Origin of the sequence: Paenibacillus chitinolyticus, from assembly GCF_045038035.1 — a bacterium.
GTDB lineage: Bacteria > Bacillota > Bacilli > Paenibacillales > NBRC-103111 > Paenibacillus_F > Paenibacillus_F chitinolyticus_A.
Genome location: NZ_CP173427.1, coordinates 614,317 through 629,940 on the forward strand (window position 1 = coordinate 614,317; position 15,624 = coordinate 629,940).

The following is a 15,624-nucleotide window of genomic DNA, read 5'->3' on the forward strand; positions in this document are numbered from 1 at the left end:
CAAAATCTTTCAGCCACGGAATCCGGCTTCCTGTTTATCATCCTATATTTCTTTACTGTCGGAAAGAGCAAATTGAATCTCATTCGGGGTTGATTTTTATTGGCGGCTTTTGGTAAGATGAAATCCCTCTACACGCATTTCACGCTGAAACGATCGTCTACCGATGAACCGGAGGTGTTGGATGCTTTTTTCTGTCTTGGCGCGTAAAGCTTACGCGCGGAATTTGCAGTACCGGGGCGCGCATATGATCCATAACGTGTCCAGTTTTATGTTCGGATTTGTGTACGTGTCCTTGTGGGCAGGTATAGGCGAGAGTCATTCGCTGGGAGAATACGGGGTCCAAGGAATGACCGCGTATATCGCCTTCAATCAGGCCTCTTTATGGCTGGTGCTCTTTATCACGAACGGTCTCGGCATGGAGCAGTCCGTACGCACCGGACAAATCGCTCTGGATCTGATGCGTCCCGTCCCCCTGTTTCTGCATAAGATGTACCGGGAATGGGGACAGATCGCCTATCAGTTCGTGTACAAATTTCTTCCGATCTACATCCTCTATTTTTTCCTGTTTTCGATCCCGGTTCCCGGGAAGCTCTCCGTTTACGGCTGGACCGCTCTATCGCTTCTGCTCGCCGCTTATATTTCCATTTGCATGAATTACCTGATCGGCGCCGCCGCCATGTGGACGACCGAATCCCGCTGGCTTTACTGGGTGAACTATGCGTTCTCCATGCTTCTTTCCGGCTTCTTTATCCCGCTGGATTGGCTTCCCGCCTGGCTTCGCCAGCTTAGCTGGCTGACTCCGTATCCCTATTTGCTGTACGTTCCGGTGTCGCTGTTCACGGAAAGAACGACGCCTGCCGCTCTGCCGGCAGCGCTGTTTTGGTGCGTTCTTTTTACGGGCTTATGCATGCTGGCGACAGGCGCGATGCGCAAGAAGCTGGAGGTGCAGGGAGGATGAGAAACGGACTGCGGATGTACGTGCTGCTGATCCGGGCATCTTTGCGAAGCCGGATGCAGTACAAGTTTAATTTTATTTTCTCTTCATTGATGGCGGCTCTCGTGAATGTGGCGGAGTTTCTGATGGTGGCGCTCGTGCTGGACCGCTTCGGAAGCGTAAAGGGCTGGTCGCTGCATGAGGTGGCTTATTTGTACGCGGTGATCCTGCTGTCCAAAGCGATCTACCGGTCTTTGGCCTCCGATGTGCATCATCTGGAAAAATATTTGGTGAGCGGAGATATGGACGCTCTGCTGATCCGGCCCCTGCCGGTGCTTCTCGTCCTGATGACGCAAAATTTCCGCCTGCTCGTCGGAGAATTCGGACAGGGCCTGCTCGTTCTCGCGTATGCGATGACTCACATGCTGCGTGTCGGCCAGATCGGCTGGGAAGCTATCCCGCTGACCGTGATCGCAATCGGCTCGGGAGCGCTTATCCTGTTCGCGATCGGACTGGCTACGGCTTCGGCCGGTTTCTGGCTGACCCGGATCGAGGAACTTCAGAACGTGACGGAGGACGCGGCAAGATCCGCCGCCCAGTATCCGCTGGACGTATATCCCGGCTGGCTCCGTTACATCCTGTTGACGTTCCTTCCGGTCGGGCTGGCCAACTATGTGCCGGCTTCCGTCATCATCCGGCATGAGTATGGCGGATGGGCCTTGGCCGCGGTATCTGTCATGGCCTTCGTCTTCGTCCTGCTGGCCGGAAGGCTGTGGAAGCTGGGCATTTCACGTTACCAGAGTACGGGAACGTAGGGAGGCGCTCTTGCGGAGCCCTTGGTCATCCGTTCCCGGCGGACTCATACGGATCCGGCGACGCGGCTGCTGCCGGGTGCCTGCATGAGATTCGCCCTTCCGCCCAAAGATATCGAGGAGCCGTCTTAACGAAGGAGGCGAGTCTTTCGAGGGGCTTGGCTCGTCTTTCTATATAGAGAGATACAGACAAGAACCGAAGGAGCGGAGTGACGAACGTGAAAAGGATCAAACGGAAAGTCCTGCTGTTGGCCGTTCTTGCGGCCGCCGGTATCTGGTTGTGGAATGAAAGAAAGCATGCGGAGCCGGATATCGAAGCCAGGTCCGCCTTGCTGATGGAAGCGGGGAGCGGCCGTGTCATTTACGAGCGGAACGCGGAGGAGAGCGTTCCCCCGGCTTCCATGTCCAAGATGATGACGGAACTGATCGTTTACGAGGAAGTGAAGGCGGGCCGCGCTTCCTGGGAGGACCGGGTGACGACGAGTCCGTATGCGAGCGAGGTGACCGGCGCCCAGATCGGGCTCGAGACCGGAGAGAAGCTCGCCCTTAAAGATATGCTGGCCGCGATGGCTATCGTGTCCGCCAACGATGCCGCCGTAGCGGCAGCCGAACACCTCGGCGGTACCGAGGATGAATTCGTGGTGAAAATGAACGCGAAAGCGAAAGAGATCGGCCTTTCCGATAAAACGGTATTCGCCAACGCAACCGGGCTGACGCGCGCCGATCTGGGGCCCTTCGCTCCCAAGAAAAATACGGGAGAAACGCTCATGACGGCTAAAGACGCGGCCAAGCTTGCGGTTTATCTCATCCGGGAGCATCCCGGTATTCTGGAGCTGACCGCTAAGGCGGACTATACCCTGCCGGGCAGGTTCGGGACGCTGAAAACGACCAACCGCATGCTGCCGTTTACGAAAGACTCCTTTTCCTATGCGGGTGTCGACGGGCTGAAGACCGGGTTTACGGATCAGGCCGGGTACTGCTTTACGGGCACGGCGGTCCGGGACGGCAAAAGGCTGGTCTCTGTCGTGATGGGAACGGAAACCGCGGAGAAACGGTTCGAAGAAACGCGCAAGCTTTTTAATTACGGCTACGGCACAAACCGGAGTCTGACGGAATGGATCAAAGACAGGATGCGCTGAGTGAGAGCGTGAACAGAAGGAGGGGAAATTTTTGATTACCGCGACGAATTTAAACAAAACGTTCCGTACGCCGGTGGTCCCTCAAGGCCGGATGGCGGGTCTGCGGACCCTGCTGTCCAGAGAATACAGGTCCAAAACGGCGGTGAACGACGTTAATTTCACAATCGGCCGGGGAGACTTCGTGGGCTTTATCGGTCCTAACGGGGCCGGGAAATCCACGACGATCAAAATGCTCACGGGCATTCTGCATCCGACTTCGGGAGAAGTGCGGATCTCCGGCCTGAGCCCGCAGCGCGACCGCAGACGGGTGGTCGCCAAGCTGGGCGTCGTGTTCGGCCAGCGGAGCCAGCTCTGGTGGGACCTGCCGGTCCGGGATTCCTACGAGATCCTGGCGGCTATGTACCGGGTCCGTGAGGAGGACCTGAAACGCAAGCTCGCGGAGCTCGGAGAACTTCTCGGCCTCGGCGAATTTATGGATACGCCGGTCCGCAAGCTCTCGCTCGGTCAGAGGATGAGAGCGGATCTGGCGGCCGCCATGCTGCACGATCCGGACATCCTCTTCCTCGACGAGCCCACCATCGGCCTGGATGTGGCGGCCAAGCAGAGCATCCGCGGATTTCTGCATACGCTGAACAAGGAAGCGGGCAAAACGATCCTGCTCACCACGCACGATATGGACGATATCGAGCAGCTTTGCGAGCGTGTGATCGTCATCAACGGCGGGACGATCGGCTACGACGGCACCGTGGAAGGCATGCGGCAGCGGATCGGGCTGCCGACGATCATGACGATCCGGTACCGGGGAGCGTGCGGGTTTGCGAGCGGGCAGGCGGACAAGGGGTGTCCGTTCCGCGTCACTGCCGCGGAGAAAGAAAAGCTTGTGCTGGCATTCAACCGCACGGACATCGGCCCGATGGAGGTTCTGCAGCTTGCCGGAGGATGGGGCGAAATTGCCGACGTACATATGCAGGAGCCGGATTTCGAAGATATTGTACATCGTGTGTATTGATACAAAACAAGGTACAATAGATGAAGGAATCTAGAGAAATTCCGGGCGTTCGGGACAGGTTGGAGGGCGCAGCGAGACAAGGGCGCCCGGAGTTCCATCAACGCTCAGGAGGAATTACAATGACTTTTACCAAACTGGTGGATGTATTCGTGCCCGTCACCGATTTGAAGCGGTCGGCGCCCTGGTACGAGCAGGTGCTGGGCCTTCGTTTACTGGGCCGGGACGATCGGCATGCCAGGCTCTCCTTCCATGAAGGAACCTGCCTCACCTTAGTTCAGCAGGCAGAGCTTAACCGGTACGACGAGGCTCCCTTCAACGTGAACGTTTACGATGCGGAGAAGGCCTACCGGAGCATGATCGGAAGCGGAGTGGAGATCGCGGAAGAACCCGCTCCTTTTCATCATATGCAGTGCTTCAAAATCAGCGATCCGGACGGCAATCCCATCGGCATCGCAGGCTGGGGAGAAGAAGCTTACGCCGGGACCGAAGGAGCTATCCGGCTTGGCGGGGCGTTCCTGCCCGTCCGTGATCTGCAGCGCTCCGTAGAGTGGTACGAGAGTAAACTGGGCGCCGTTGTTCTTGACCGGTTCGCTTACAAGCTGCCTGCCCTGAATAAGGAAGTGGAAGCGGTTTCCTTTGAAAACATAAACGTATGCCTGTTTGAGACTCCGCGTTTCTCCGCTCTGGCTCATATGGCGTTTACGATCGGATCGACGGACCCCCGGAACGACTTCGAGACGCTGCGGTCCGGCGGGATCAAGCTGTCCGCGCTTACCAGAGAGTTCAACCGGGACCGGTTCGGTCTGCTGGATCCGGATGAGAACGAAATAGGCGTCATCGGCATTTTGCAGGTAAACTGAACTAATCTTGGATGTATTACAAAAGACCGGCTGTTCGGTGTAAGGGTCTGTTCCGGGTGAGCCCGGCGGACCCTTTTTTCTTTGCCGAGTGTGTTATCGACCTTCCCGCACGGCCTGCGGCGTAGTATATTGAGGACATACGCTTTTTCCGCGGCGTCCCGGGTCATACGGTTAAACGGGCGGCCGCTTCACAATTGTAAATCAAAGCAAGGGAGATACGTTCATGTCCATCCGTACCCGGCTGCTGCTTTCCTACATAGCCATGCTGGTCATCCCGCTTATTCTGGTCGGACTGACTGTCACCGGGCTGTATTTTATGCTCATTCAGGATCTCAAGAGGGAATACCACATCGACCTTACCCACGGCAATCCGCTCAAGGAAGTCGCCCAGATGGAAGATGACAATTACAATAAAATCCGCAGTGTTATCGCGATGGACCCCGGAAGCGCCGGCGATCCGGGGCAGTGGAAGCAGTGGGAGGCTCTTGTGGAACGCGTGAATATGGGCCTCATTATCCGCAAGGACGAGCAGATCCTGTATATTTCCCCCACCATGAACCACCCGGATGTACTGAATTCGCTGCCGGCTTTCAGTTATTATTCGGGCCTTACGGATTCCCAGCTGGAGAACAATTATTACCTGCTGAGGCATCACGATTTTACATTTCCCGATGGGGGAAAAGGCAGTATTTTTATCGGGACGCACGATACGATCGGCAAAAAATATTTTCTTAAATACGGACTGATCTTCCTCGCTGTCCTGATCGCCGTGCTCGTGCTGACGAACGGAATGATGACGTACCTGATGTCGAGAAGTCTGATTACGCCGATCCGCGCCCTGCAGCGTTCCGCGGAGCACATCAAGGAAGGGCGGCTGGATATTGAAGTGCGTCCGGCTTCCAGCGACGAGATCGGGGAGCTTGCCGTTTCCTTCGAAGAAATGCGCCGGAGGCTCAAACAGTCCATCGAGCTTCAGATGCAGTACGAGGAAAACCGGAAGCAGCTGATCTCGAACATTTCCCATGATCTGAAAACGCCGGTGACGGCCATCAAGGGATACGTAGAGGGAATTATGGACGGCGTTACGAACTCCCAGGCCAAATTTGACCGCTATCTCCAGACGGTCTATTCCAAAACGGTCGACATCGACCGGATGATCGACGAGCTTTTTCTGTACTCCAAGCTGGATTTGCGGAAGCTGCCTTTTCAGTTCGAGGAGGCGGATTTAACGGCCTATCTGAAGGATTGCGTCGAAGACATGCAGTTCGATATGGAGAAAAAGGGAATCCGGCTTACGCTTGAGCTCTCCTCGGAGGAGCCCCTTCCGGTCGTAATCGACCGGGAGAAGCTGAGGAGAGTACTCACGAATATCACGGAAAATGCGCAGAAGTACCGGGATAAGCCGGAGGGGCATATCCGTATCTTCGTTCTGGAGCGGCCGGAATTCGTGGTGATCGGCGTTCACGACAACGGGCAGGGCATCCCGTCCGATGTGCTGCCGCATATTTTCGACCGGTTTTACCGGGGGGACCCGTCCCGGAGCTCGCAAACCGGAGGGAGCGGGCTGGGGCTCGCCATCGCGAAACAGATCGTCGAAGAGCACGGAGGCACGATCTGGGCCAACAGCCGGTTCGGGGAAGGGACGACCATTCAATTTACCGTGTGCAAAAACCGGGACGAGAAAGGGAGGATGGCAACATGAAAGAAGGCGGACGCATTCTGATCGTCGAGGACGATGTGAGCATTGCCGAACTGGAGCGCGATTATTTGGAGCTGGACGGATTTGCGGTCGATATGGAGCATCACGGCGAAACGGGCCTTCAGCGGGCTCTTGTAGAGCGCTACGACCTGATTTTGCTGGATGTGATGCTGCCGGGTACCGACGGCTTTGCCATCTGCGAGCGGATTCGCGTGGAGCGGGATATTCCGATTCTGATGGTTTCCGCCAAAAAGGAGGACTTGGATAAAATCCGCGGCTTTAGCCTCGGAGCCGACGATTATATCATCAAGCCGTTCAGCCCGGGAGAACTCGTGGCGCGCGTCAAGGCGCATTTGTCCCGGTATGAGAGACTGAAAGGGCAGCAAGACCAGGATAAGGACGAAATCCGCATCCGCGGACTCGTCATTAACCGTGCTTCCAGAAGGGTATACGTAAACGGCAAAGAAATTCCTTTCACGACCAAGGAATTCGATTTGCTGACTCATCTTGCCATGAATCCCAACCGCGTGTTCAGCAAAGATCAGCTCTTCGACCATCTGTGGGGTATGGACGCGATCGGCGATATTTCGACCGTGACGGTTCATATCCGCAAACTCCGGGAGAAGATCGAGCCGAACCCGTCGGACCCCGCCTATATCGAGACGATCTGGGGAGCGGGCTACCGGTTCAAGCCGTAAGGGTTCGAAGGGGAAGACCCGGGTTCCGGCGGACCGCTTTCGGCCGCGAGGTTTTCGCCGGAACCGGTATAGGCGATCGTGCCCGTCGGGTTGGTGTAGGGACCGATCGGACGGAACTGGCGGATATGCTTGATCCGCGACTGCTGGATGACGGGACCGCTCCCGCCGACCTGCATCACCGATGACGCGGACACCCCCAGCACCTTGACAGGGCCTACCTGGATGTTGCCGAGGTTGCGGGTCGTTTTCTCCGCTTCAGGCGGAAAGAGCACTTCCGGATGCGGACGGGCGAAAATGGAATACGCTTCGAACGAGCCTTCTTCCTTCAGGAAGGTGGGAATCTCACGCTGTAGAGCGAGAGCTCTGAAGCGGGTGTGAATCCCGCAGTTGTCGCCGATCTGGAAAACGGCGGAGCTGGAGACCGAAAGTACCTTCGCCTGGGTGAGCCAAACCATTCGTCTGGCCATGGCTCAAGTATGGGGCAGCGGAACGAGCGGTCCCACAATGACGGATTCCGGCGGAGTATCGAACATCGACGAGTTGGTGATGGAGTCGGTGTCCCCGATCAGGAAGGTCGAAGAACTGGATACCCCGATGATATAAACGGAGCCAACCTGCAGACATTTATTTTCCACATAAAAATCTACCTTCACGGATGCTCATCTCCTTTTCCTTCCCCATATTGAGCCAAATAATTACGGATGCCGGCGCGTATGTCGGCTTTTGTTTTTTCGATAAGTTTCCACGTTGCGTTCCCCGGCGGCTCCTGTCCGCCCGTATGCAAGAGATCGGGAGAGGATGCATACTGCCGGACTCTGGCTTCGATCTGCTGCCGCAAATCGTCCATGACCCGTCTGCTTTCGTCCGCTCCGATGTTCAAGTGCCGCTTGGCCGCAAGCTCGATCAGCTCTTCCATGGCTTCGCGGTCGAGAAAATCGTGAAGGTGCCGGTTGGCGGCTCCTTCGTCTGCGGCCGGGCGGCCTTCGCCGGCTTGTTCGGGCGTCCGGCTTTCATTCGGAGAGAAGCCGTCGGAAGACGGAGTCCCGTTACCCGGGAAGGAGGCGTCCATTCCGTTTACGGAGAAATCCTCGATTTCGTCCACGGTAGAGGGAGAGACGCCGATCGTCAGTGTGCCGTCCAGCTGTTCGACTTTCAGCTGATCGAATTTGTATTCGATGCGGTCGATATGTATCCCGCGCTGCCGCTTCAGCTCTTCGATTTCGCCGCGCATGGCTGCGGTCGTCTCTTCGAGCTTGGCAATGCGGGCTTCCTGCCGCTGAATGTGCGTCCACATCTGTTGAAGCTGATAGGTGTACAAATTGGGATCGCCCGGCCCGTAGCCGTACATAAGCTCACCTCTCTTTCGCTTTCGCAAAAATGCCGCCGGGGCTGATCCCCGGCGGGAAGTATGAGGCCGCCTGCACCGGCAGGGCGCAGCGCGCTGTCAGCTGCCGCGGGAGGGCCCCCGGCAAGCCGGCGGCCGCCACGGCATCCACGGCGGGAACGGCGGCTGGAGGTGGGGACCCGGCCCGAGCAGGCCGCCCGCTCCGGGAGCCGCCTCCGCAGCGCCGGTGGAGCCGGGACCCGCCGCCGGCTTGCCGGACGCGCCGGGCCCGGCTGAACCGGCTGCCGTACCGGCCTTGCCGGGAGGCCCGCCGCCTGCCGCAGCGCCGGGCAGGCCCCCGCCTGCGGCTCCGCCGAAGCCTGCGAGGGAGCCTTTGCCCACTTCCGGGACGGGTCCGGTGAAGCCGCCCGTGTTGTACTGGTTCGAGAGCGCACGGATGCTGCCCGCGCTCCCGACCTGCAGGACGGAGGAGTTGGACACGGCATCGACCCTGAGCTGATGGATCGTAATCGTCTGATGGATCGTCCAGCTCATGCCGTTGCCGTTTTATTCGCTTCAGCTTCGACGGCATCACTGTCATTCGTATTCGTGGCGCTGATGGCGTTATATACATGCGGCAAATCACCGGTATTAAAAGAACCTGCTCCCGCGTAGCTTTTTGAACTGCTGTTTGGCGATATGACCAGGCAGTCCCCGAATTGAACGACAGAGCTGGGGCCTACGGTCAGTATTTTTACGTTTCCGACGATGGCCGGCATAGGCGTTCTCCTTTGCTGCGTCTTCTTTTATAGCTTATGTACGGGAGCGCCCAGATGTTCATACTCCTTTCCCCGATTTAACGGATTCCGCAAAGAATGTTCACCACCGGGCGGTCTCCGTTCATATAATGCAGGAGAAGCGAGGGGGGAGCTGCGATGAATCAGCCGGACACGAATAAATGGCTTAAATGGGAGCATGTCGAAAAATTTCTCGATCAGCCCCAGAAATACATTGAGAATATCAAATGGATCGAAGGGTTCGTGCGCGACGTCTTCGACCGTACACTGCCGCCGCCCCAGATGAGTGCGGATGTTCAGCAGACGCAGACGCAGCCCAAGTCTCAGCAGAAGGGCAAGGAGCGAACGCCGTCCCAGGAGCCGAGGGAGACTGTGAACGGCGATACGTTCGAAACGCATACGGACGTATTCGTCCGGTTAAAAATTCCGAAACGCGAAGATCCGCGTTCGCTGCAGGTACTGGTGAAAACCAGTCACGTCAAAATTCTCGGGCTGACGGACGAACCGAGAAAACTCATTAAACTGCCCAGCCCGGTTCTTCCCAAAACGGCGAAGGCCACTTACAAGGAGGGTGTTCTGCAAATACAGGTGCGCAGGCGCAAGTATAAAGACAGCTACCATGAAGCGTATATCGAGTACTGATACGAAAAGAACCGGCCATCGGAGGCCGGTTCTTTTTTTTGCTGCGTTGGAGGGAGGGCTCGAGGTCCGGGTTCTCTTTGCTTTCAGCGTGCAGCGGTGCCGAAAGAAGACCGGAGCGTCCCGATCCTAAAAGTATGGTCCGAACTCGCAGCGCGTGCGGCTCCCGGCAACCGGTTTTTGGCGTTCTCATGGCGATGGCCCGAAAGCGGCTGGCCCGGACCCGGCCTTCCTCAATCCTTCGGGAGCCTGACATGAACTTCGGTGCCGATATGCGGCTCGCTTTGGATTTCGAGAGTCCCGGCATGGAGCTTGACGATGTTCTCGGCGATGGCGAGCCCCAGTCCGACGCCTCCGTTCTTGCGGCTGCGCGCTTTATCGACGCGGTAAAACCGGTTGAACAGCTGCGGAATGTCCTCCTTCTCGATGCCGATCCCTTTGTCCACGACGGAGATCTGGAGGTGACGGGGCTGCTCCCGGACGATGATGTCGATCGGCAGCTGACTGTACTTGATCGCGTTGTCGAGCAGAATGATCAGCAGCTGGCGGATTTTCTCGGGGTCGCCTTTCATCTTCAGAGGAGTGTCCTCTTCGGGAAGATCCAGACGTACCTCGCGGTCGAACGTCAGCTGAATGGACGCGGCCGTGGCCTGGACCAGGGGACGCAGCTCGAAATCCTGCCATTCGGTCCGCTGTCTTTCGTCGGAATCCGCAAGAGTGAGCAGGCTCTTCGTCATTTCCCGCAGCCGGACGGATTCGCTCAGAATCGCTTCGATCGCTTCTTCGCGGATCTGGGGATCGTTGCTGGCCCAGCGCTTGAGCAGTCTCGCATAGCTCTCGATAATCGTGAGCGGGGTGCGCAGTTCATGGGAAGCGTCCGCCAGGAACTGCTTCTGCTGCTCGAAATGCTGCTCCAGCCGGCCGATCATTTCATTAAACGTCTGGCCGAGCTGGGCGATTTCGTCTTTTTTTCGTGTGGATTTGATTTCCAGCCGTCTGAATGTCCCGCTCCGTTCAATGCTTTCCATCGTCTGGGCCAGCCTGTGAATGGGGTTGAACACCAGACTGGCGTAGATATACCCGATGATAACGGATAAGACAAGCGCACCGAGCGTCGTATAAAAAAGAGCGAGAAACAGCACCTGCACGTTATCGTTCAGGGTAACCAGCTTGCGGGCGATTTCCAGCGAAGCGATCTGGCGCTCGTTTTCCATGACCGGTACCTGTACATACAGACAAAAGCCGTTGTCCGTGGAGACCAGCTTGGAGACGGTGCCTGTCGCGGGTATGAATTTGGCGGGACGCTGGAGGAGTGTTTCGTCCGTGTAGATTTCTTTTTGCACCATGGAGTCCGGTCCGATGAGCCGGATCAGTTCGTTGGCTACGAGAAAGTCTTTGAGCAGAAAAGGATTTTCCCAATATTCAGGATGCTGAACCACATTTTCTTGAAGCAGCAGCTTGGCCGCTTTGCGTTCGATATTTTGAGTTTCATTGCGCGAATTGTTTTCGATAAAAAGATAGTAAATGAAGAAGTTGACGCCCAGAAGAATCAGAAAGAGCAGGGAAGTCTGAAGCAAAGCGAACCGCAGCTTAAGACTCATCGGGGCCACTTCCTTTTATGAGGTAACCGACACCGCGGATCGTATGGATCAGCTTGCCGGGGAAATTTTTTTCGAGCTTCTGCCGCAAATAACGGATGTAGACGTCCACAATGTTCGTATCGCCTACAAAATCGTAGCCCCAAACATCCGAAATGATATCTTCCCGGGATTTCACTTCCCCCTTGTGCTGGAGCAGGTACTGCAGCAGGTCGAATTCCTTGGGCGTAAGCTCGACGGATTTCCCCATGCGGGTAACCTCCCGGCTCTTCAAGTTCATGAGAATATCTTCCGCCTGGAGAATCTGTTCGTTCTCCGCCTGGCTCTGCTGAGTCGTCAGCCGGAGCAGATTGCGGATGCGGGCGAGCAGCTCTTCGATGGCGAACGGCTTCGTCACGTAGTCGTTCGCCCCTTGGTCCAGGCCGCTTACCCGGTCCGGCACCGCGTCCCTTGCGGTCAGGAGGATGACGGGGACCGCGGACTGCTGCCGCAGGCGGCGCAGCACTTCCAGCCCGCTCAGCTCCGGGAGCATGATGTCGAGCAGGATGAGGTCCCACGGCTCCGCCAGAGCCATGTCGAGACCCTCGCGCCCGTCCTCGGCCAGACTGACCTCGTAGCCCTCATGCTGCAGCTCCAGCTGCAGGACGCGTGCAATTTTACTCTCGTCTTCCACTAACAAAATTTTGCTGCTCATCCCGCACCTCCGCTTTTACAGATAGTGTTTGTGGAGGGGGCGGTTTCCATACGGAACAGATGAAAATTGAACGGCAATCCGGCAAAATTTGAAAAAAGAGGCCCGTTTTTAGACAAAAGGGCTAAAATGTAAGGCTGTTTGGCTGACCGGACCCGTTGATTTTGCCCCCCAAAGATGATATTGTTTTGACTACAGAACTAAACTAGGATTTTGGTCAAAACGGAGGTGCCGAATGGATCAGCGGCGCGATAACATTCTCGATGCGGCGAAAAAATCGTTTGCTTTGTTCGGATACAAAGGAACGACGGTCGATCAGATCGCCAAAATCGCCAGTGTAGGGAAGGGAACGCTGTACCTGTATTTTGAGACAAAAGAAGATTTATTAAACGAGATCGTCAAATCTCTGATCGCCGAGATGAGAAAACTGGCCGATGCCAGCATTTCCAAGGGCGGCACGATCATGGAGAAGCTGCATTCCGCTACATACAGTATTCTGGTTTACCGGAAGGAGCACGAGCTGCTGCTTAAATTGTCGCAGGAGGTGGCCCAATTCGGTACTCCGGCGGCTCAGCACGCACTTCGCGAGATCGAGGAAGGCGTCATCGGCTACATCAAGCAGCATCTGGAGATCGCTGTCGCGAACGGAAGCATCAAGCCGTGCGACCCCGAGATTACCGCCTTCGTGCTGGTGCGTATGTACCTGGTGCTGCTCGTCGATTGGGAAAGAAAGCATCCGCCTCTTACCAATGAGCAGATTTCGGATTTAATCCAGCTTTATATGATGGACGGAATCGCCCTCTAAGGGCGGTTTGTCCGTTTACACCCTAAATTATGAACTAGAGAAAGTATCCTGGGAGGGAAATGTTAGATGAAGTTTGTTAGACCTGTTGTATACGTAGTGATGGCCGGATTGATCGGCGGGGGAACTTTCCTGTTGTCTTCCAAAGAAGCCTTGAGCAGCACCCAGAACCGTCCGGCGAATCTGCCGACCGCTTATATCGAAGCGAATCAGGTGGCCGCAAGTTTTAAAGCCGGTGGCCGCGTGACCGAAATTCTCGTCAAAGAAGGGGACACCGTGAAGAAAGGCCAGGTGCTGGCCCGGATTCAAAGCCAGGAAATCGAGGCGAAAGTAGCGCAGGCCAAGGCGGCCGTATCGCTCTCCCAAGGGAAAATCGCCGAAGCGAAGGGCGCGGAAGCGACAGCCCAGGCGAAAAAACAGCAGGGTCAGGAAGCGGTGACGCTTACCGCGGAAACGGCCGAGAAACAAGTGAAGCAGGCCGAAGCGGTCGTGAAAGCCGCGCAGACGAAGGTGGACGCCCTCAAGAACGGGGCGAGACCGGAAGAGAAAAAGCAGGCGGAAATTCAGCTGAATGCGACTAAAGAGGTTTTCCAGACAGCGGAAGAAAGCTACAACCGGGTTAAAAAAATGAAGGAAGAGGGTCTCGTCGCCCAGACGGACGTGGATAAAGCGAAGGTCAGTTACGAAGAGGCCAAAGCCAAATACGAAGTGGCGCAACAGCAGTACGCGCTTGCCCAGCAAGGACCGCGCGTGGAGGAAATCCAGGCCGCGGAAGCGCAGCTGGAACAGGCCAAAGCGGCCGTCGAGCTGGCTAAGGCGAACATGGATCAGGTGAAAATCCGCCAGGGTGACGTAAATGCGGCTCAGGCGTCGATCCAGCAGGCGCAGGGTGCCGTCAAATCCGCCCAGTCCGGACAGCAGCAGGCCCAGGCGGCCCAAAGCGAAGCCGAGACGTACCTGAGCTACACCGAACTGCTTGCTCCGTCCGACGGCATCATCATTTCCCAATCCGCTCAACTGGGTGAAATGGTAGGCTCCGGCTTCCCGGTGTTTACGATGGAAACGTCCGCCGAGACGAAATGGGCGCGTTTCTATCTGAAAGAAACGGACGCGGCCGGCCTGAAAGCGGGCGATACCGTGACCGTAAAAGTGACGGCTAACGGCGCCGCCGTGACCGGCAAAGTAAGCACGGTCGCTCCGGCAGCGGACTTCGCCGTCAAGAAAGCGACGCAGAACGCGTCCGATACCGATATCCGTTCGTTCGGCGTGAAAGTTGAGCTGCCTCAGCTGCCGGAATCGGTTCTGACGGGAATGACCGTACAATGGGAAGGAAAAGCGGGTGATACCGTTGCCCCTTAAAGTCGGAAGCGTGATCGCCGAGGAATGGCGGCAAATTTTCAAGGACCGCCGGTTGATGGCGATTCTGTTCCTCGTGCCGATCCTTTACACAACCTTATTCGGATCGATTTATATGCAGCATAAAGTAACCGAAATGCAGACCGTTGTCTTCGACGAGGACAACAGTCAGCTCAGCCGCCAGATCGTGCAGGCGTTCGACCAGAGCGAAACGTTCCAGGTCGTGAACGCTTACCATTCGGAAGCTGAGGTGACGGAAGCCATCTCCCGCGGAGAAGCGAAGGTCGGGGTCATTATCCCGAAAGAATTCGAAGCCCGCATTAAACACGGCGATGTGCAGCCGGTCATGACGCTGATCGACGGCGCGAACATGATGATCTCCAACTCCGCGACGCGCGCGGCCAATGAGATCGTGACCACGTACAGCTACGGCGTCAGCGGCAAGAAGCTCCAGCAGCAGGGTCTTCAGGATGAACAGGTCAGCTCGACGTTCTCCGCGGTCCCTTTCCGCTACCGGGTGCTTTACAACCCGACGTTCAACTACAGCGATTTTATGATTTTCGGCCTGGCGGGCGCGATTTTACAGCAGGTGCTTCTGCTAGGCATCGCCTTGACCATCACCCGCGATAAGGAAAGAGGGATCTGGAGCCGTTTTGCGGAGTGGAAAAAGATGCCGTGGCGCCTCGCTTACGCGAAATCGGTCCCCTATTTTATCGTCGGCATGCTGAATGCGGTCGTGGTGTTCACGATCATGCTGTTCGGCTTTGATCTCCCGATGCGGGGACAAATTCTGATGGCCATGCTGCTCTCGGCCTGCTTCAACTTTGCGGTGCTCGGTATCGGGTATTTCATCTCCCTGTTTTCGAGCGCGCAGCTCGGCTCCACTCAGATTGCGATGCTGATTGCGGTGCCGTCGTTCATGCTGTCCGGCTATACATGGCCCTTTGAAGCGATGCCGAAGGCACTGAGCATTCTCGGCCATATGCTGCCGCTGACCTACTTCCTGGAAGGCGTCCGCCATGTGTTCGTCAAAGGCAACGGCTACGACGTCATCGTCAAGGACTGCATCGCGCTTGTTCTGACGGGTCTTATCACTTACTTTGCGGCATTCCTGCTCACCCGGTTCGCCATGTTCCGCAAGCAGAAGGATGAGCCGGCTTCGGCGGGGCTGCCTGCGGTTCAGCCGGAGAACAGCTCACTTACAGTGTAGGAGCCCTATTCCGGCCTAAACTATGCCAAACGACGTTTCACCGGCGCGCGAAAGCC

The 15,624-nt window shown here is 56.6% G+C and carries 17 protein-coding genes and 1 pseudogene; 11 read left to right on the plus strand and 7 right to left on the minus strand.

Going from position 1 to position 15,624, the window contains the following annotated elements; all coding sequences use genetic code 11:
* Window positions 1–181: 181 nt before the first annotated feature.
* The 7 genes from ACI48J_RS02845 to ACI48J_RS02875 all read left to right on the plus strand — a co-directional run bounded on the left by ACI48J_RS02845 (window position 182) and on the right by ACI48J_RS02875 (window position 7,151).
* Window positions 182–958: an ABC transporter permease gene (locus ACI48J_RS02845; protein WP_405081567.1), complete on the plus strand. Its 777-nt coding sequence runs from the start codon at window positions 182–184 to the stop codon at window positions 956–958.
* The gene (locus tag ACI48J_RS02850; protein WP_405081569.1) at window positions 955–1,749 is read left to right on the plus strand and encodes an ABC transporter permease; all 795 of its coding nucleotides are present in this window, start codon (window positions 955–957) and stop codon (window positions 1,747–1,749) included. Before ACI48J_RS02845 ends, ACI48J_RS02850 begins: the two co-directional genes overlap by 4 nt.
* Window positions 1,750–1,964: 215 nt before the next feature.
* A complete protein-coding gene (locus ACI48J_RS02855) occupies window positions 1,965–2,885 on the plus strand; it encodes a D-alanyl-D-alanine carboxypeptidase family protein (RefSeq protein ID WP_405081571.1) in 921 nt (306 codons plus the stop codon).
* Between the two features lie 31 nt (window positions 2,886–2,916).
* Window positions 2,917–3,894 (plus strand): ATP-binding cassette domain-containing protein, encoded by a 978-nt coding sequence (locus ACI48J_RS02860; protein ID WP_326056869.1) that lies wholly within the window; start codon window positions 2,917–2,919, stop codon window positions 3,892–3,894.
* 119 nt (window positions 3,895–4,013) lie between these two features.
* Window positions 4,014–4,754, plus strand: coding sequence for a VOC family protein (locus tag ACI48J_RS02865; RefSeq protein ID WP_405081573.1), 741 nt, complete (start codon window positions 4,014–4,016; stop codon window positions 4,752–4,754).
* A 223-nt stretch (window positions 4,755–4,977) separates the two neighbouring features.
* Window positions 4,978–6,456, plus strand: a complete 1,479-nt coding sequence (locus tag ACI48J_RS02870; RefSeq protein WP_326056865.1) for a HAMP domain-containing sensor histidine kinase — start codon at window positions 4,978–4,980, stop codon at window positions 6,454–6,456.
* Window positions 6,453–7,151 carry a response regulator transcription factor gene (locus tag ACI48J_RS02875; protein WP_326056863.1) on the plus strand — a complete coding sequence of 233 codons (699 nt, stop codon included), beginning with the start codon at window positions 6,453–6,455 and terminating at the stop codon, window positions 7,149–7,151. The genes ACI48J_RS02870 and ACI48J_RS02875 overlap by 4 nt, the downstream gene beginning before the upstream one ends.
* On the opposite strand, the gene ACI48J_RS02880 is transcribed toward ACI48J_RS02875, so the two are convergent.
* The 5 genes and pseudogenes from ACI48J_RS02880 to ACI48J_RS02900 all read right to left on the minus strand — a co-directional run bounded on the left by ACI48J_RS02880 (window position 7,133) and on the right by ACI48J_RS02900 (window position 9,254).
* A complete protein-coding gene (locus tag ACI48J_RS02880; RefSeq protein WP_405081575.1) occupies window positions 7,133–7,618 on the minus strand; it encodes a spore germination protein GerPE in 486 nt (161 codons plus the stop codon). The two genes, ACI48J_RS02875 and ACI48J_RS02880, sit on opposite strands and share 19 nt — an antisense overlap.
* 3 nt (window positions 7,619–7,621) lie before the next feature.
* Window positions 7,622–7,804 carry a spore gernimation protein GerPD gene (locus tag ACI48J_RS02885; protein WP_405081577.1) on the minus strand — a complete coding sequence of 61 codons (183 nt, stop codon included), beginning with the start codon at window positions 7,802–7,804 and terminating at the stop codon, window positions 7,622–7,624.
* Window positions 7,801–8,499: a spore germination protein GerPC gene (gene gerPC / locus ACI48J_RS02890; RefSeq protein ID WP_326056856.1), complete on the minus strand. Its 699-nt coding sequence runs from the start codon at window positions 8,497–8,499 to the stop codon at window positions 7,801–7,803. Before gerPC ends, ACI48J_RS02885 begins: the two co-directional genes overlap by 4 nt.
* A 378-nt stretch (window positions 8,500–8,877) precedes the next feature.
* Window positions 8,878–9,030, minus strand: a pseudogene (locus ACI48J_RS02895) (spore germination protein GerPB); the annotation flags it as partial.
* Window positions 9,027–9,254, minus strand: coding sequence for a spore germination protein (locus ACI48J_RS02900; protein ID WP_326053744.1), 228 nt, complete (start codon window positions 9,252–9,254; stop codon window positions 9,027–9,029). The pseudogene ACI48J_RS02895 and the gene ACI48J_RS02900, both read right to left, overlap by 4 nt.
* Before the next feature lie 156 nt (window positions 9,255–9,410).
* Between ACI48J_RS02900 and ACI48J_RS02905 the strand changes: the two genes are divergently transcribed.
* The gene (locus ACI48J_RS02905) at window positions 9,411–9,914 is read left to right on the plus strand and encodes an Hsp20/alpha crystallin family protein (protein ID WP_326053747.1); all 504 of its coding nucleotides are present in this window, start codon (window positions 9,411–9,413) and stop codon (window positions 9,912–9,914) included.
* Between the two features lie 230 nt (window positions 9,915–10,144).
* Here ACI48J_RS02905 and ACI48J_RS02910 read toward each other — a convergent pair whose 3' ends face one another.
* Both ACI48J_RS02910 and ACI48J_RS02915 read right to left on the minus strand, forming a co-directional pair.
* Window positions 10,145–11,512 (minus strand): sensor histidine kinase, encoded by a 1,368-nt coding sequence (locus ACI48J_RS02910; RefSeq protein WP_405081579.1) that lies wholly within the window; start codon window positions 11,510–11,512, stop codon window positions 10,145–10,147.
* Window positions 11,502–12,203 carry a response regulator transcription factor gene (locus ACI48J_RS02915; RefSeq protein ID WP_218231494.1) on the minus strand — a complete coding sequence of 234 codons (702 nt, stop codon included), beginning with the start codon at window positions 12,201–12,203 and terminating at the stop codon, window positions 11,502–11,504. Before ACI48J_RS02915 ends, ACI48J_RS02910 begins: the two co-directional genes overlap by 11 nt.
* Window positions 12,204–12,435: 232 nt before the next feature.
* On the opposite strand from ACI48J_RS02915, the gene ACI48J_RS02920 reads away from it, so the two are divergent.
* From ACI48J_RS02920 to ACI48J_RS02930, 3 genes are all read left to right on the plus strand, one after another.
* The gene (locus tag ACI48J_RS02920) at window positions 12,436–13,005 is read left to right on the plus strand and encodes a TetR/AcrR family transcriptional regulator (protein ID WP_326053752.1); all 570 of its coding nucleotides are present in this window, start codon (window positions 12,436–12,438) and stop codon (window positions 13,003–13,005) included.
* Between the two features lie 66 nt (window positions 13,006–13,071).
* The gene (locus ACI48J_RS02925; protein ID WP_326053754.1) at window positions 13,072–14,361 is read left to right on the plus strand and encodes an HlyD family efflux transporter periplasmic adaptor subunit; all 1,290 of its coding nucleotides are present in this window, start codon (window positions 13,072–13,074) and stop codon (window positions 14,359–14,361) included.
* Window positions 14,342–15,568, plus strand: a complete 1,227-nt coding sequence (locus tag ACI48J_RS02930; protein ID WP_405081580.1) for an ABC transporter permease — start codon at window positions 14,342–14,344, stop codon at window positions 15,566–15,568. The genes ACI48J_RS02925 and ACI48J_RS02930 overlap by 20 nt, the downstream gene beginning before the upstream one ends.
* The last annotated feature ends 56 nt before the right edge of the window (window positions 15,569–15,624 follow it).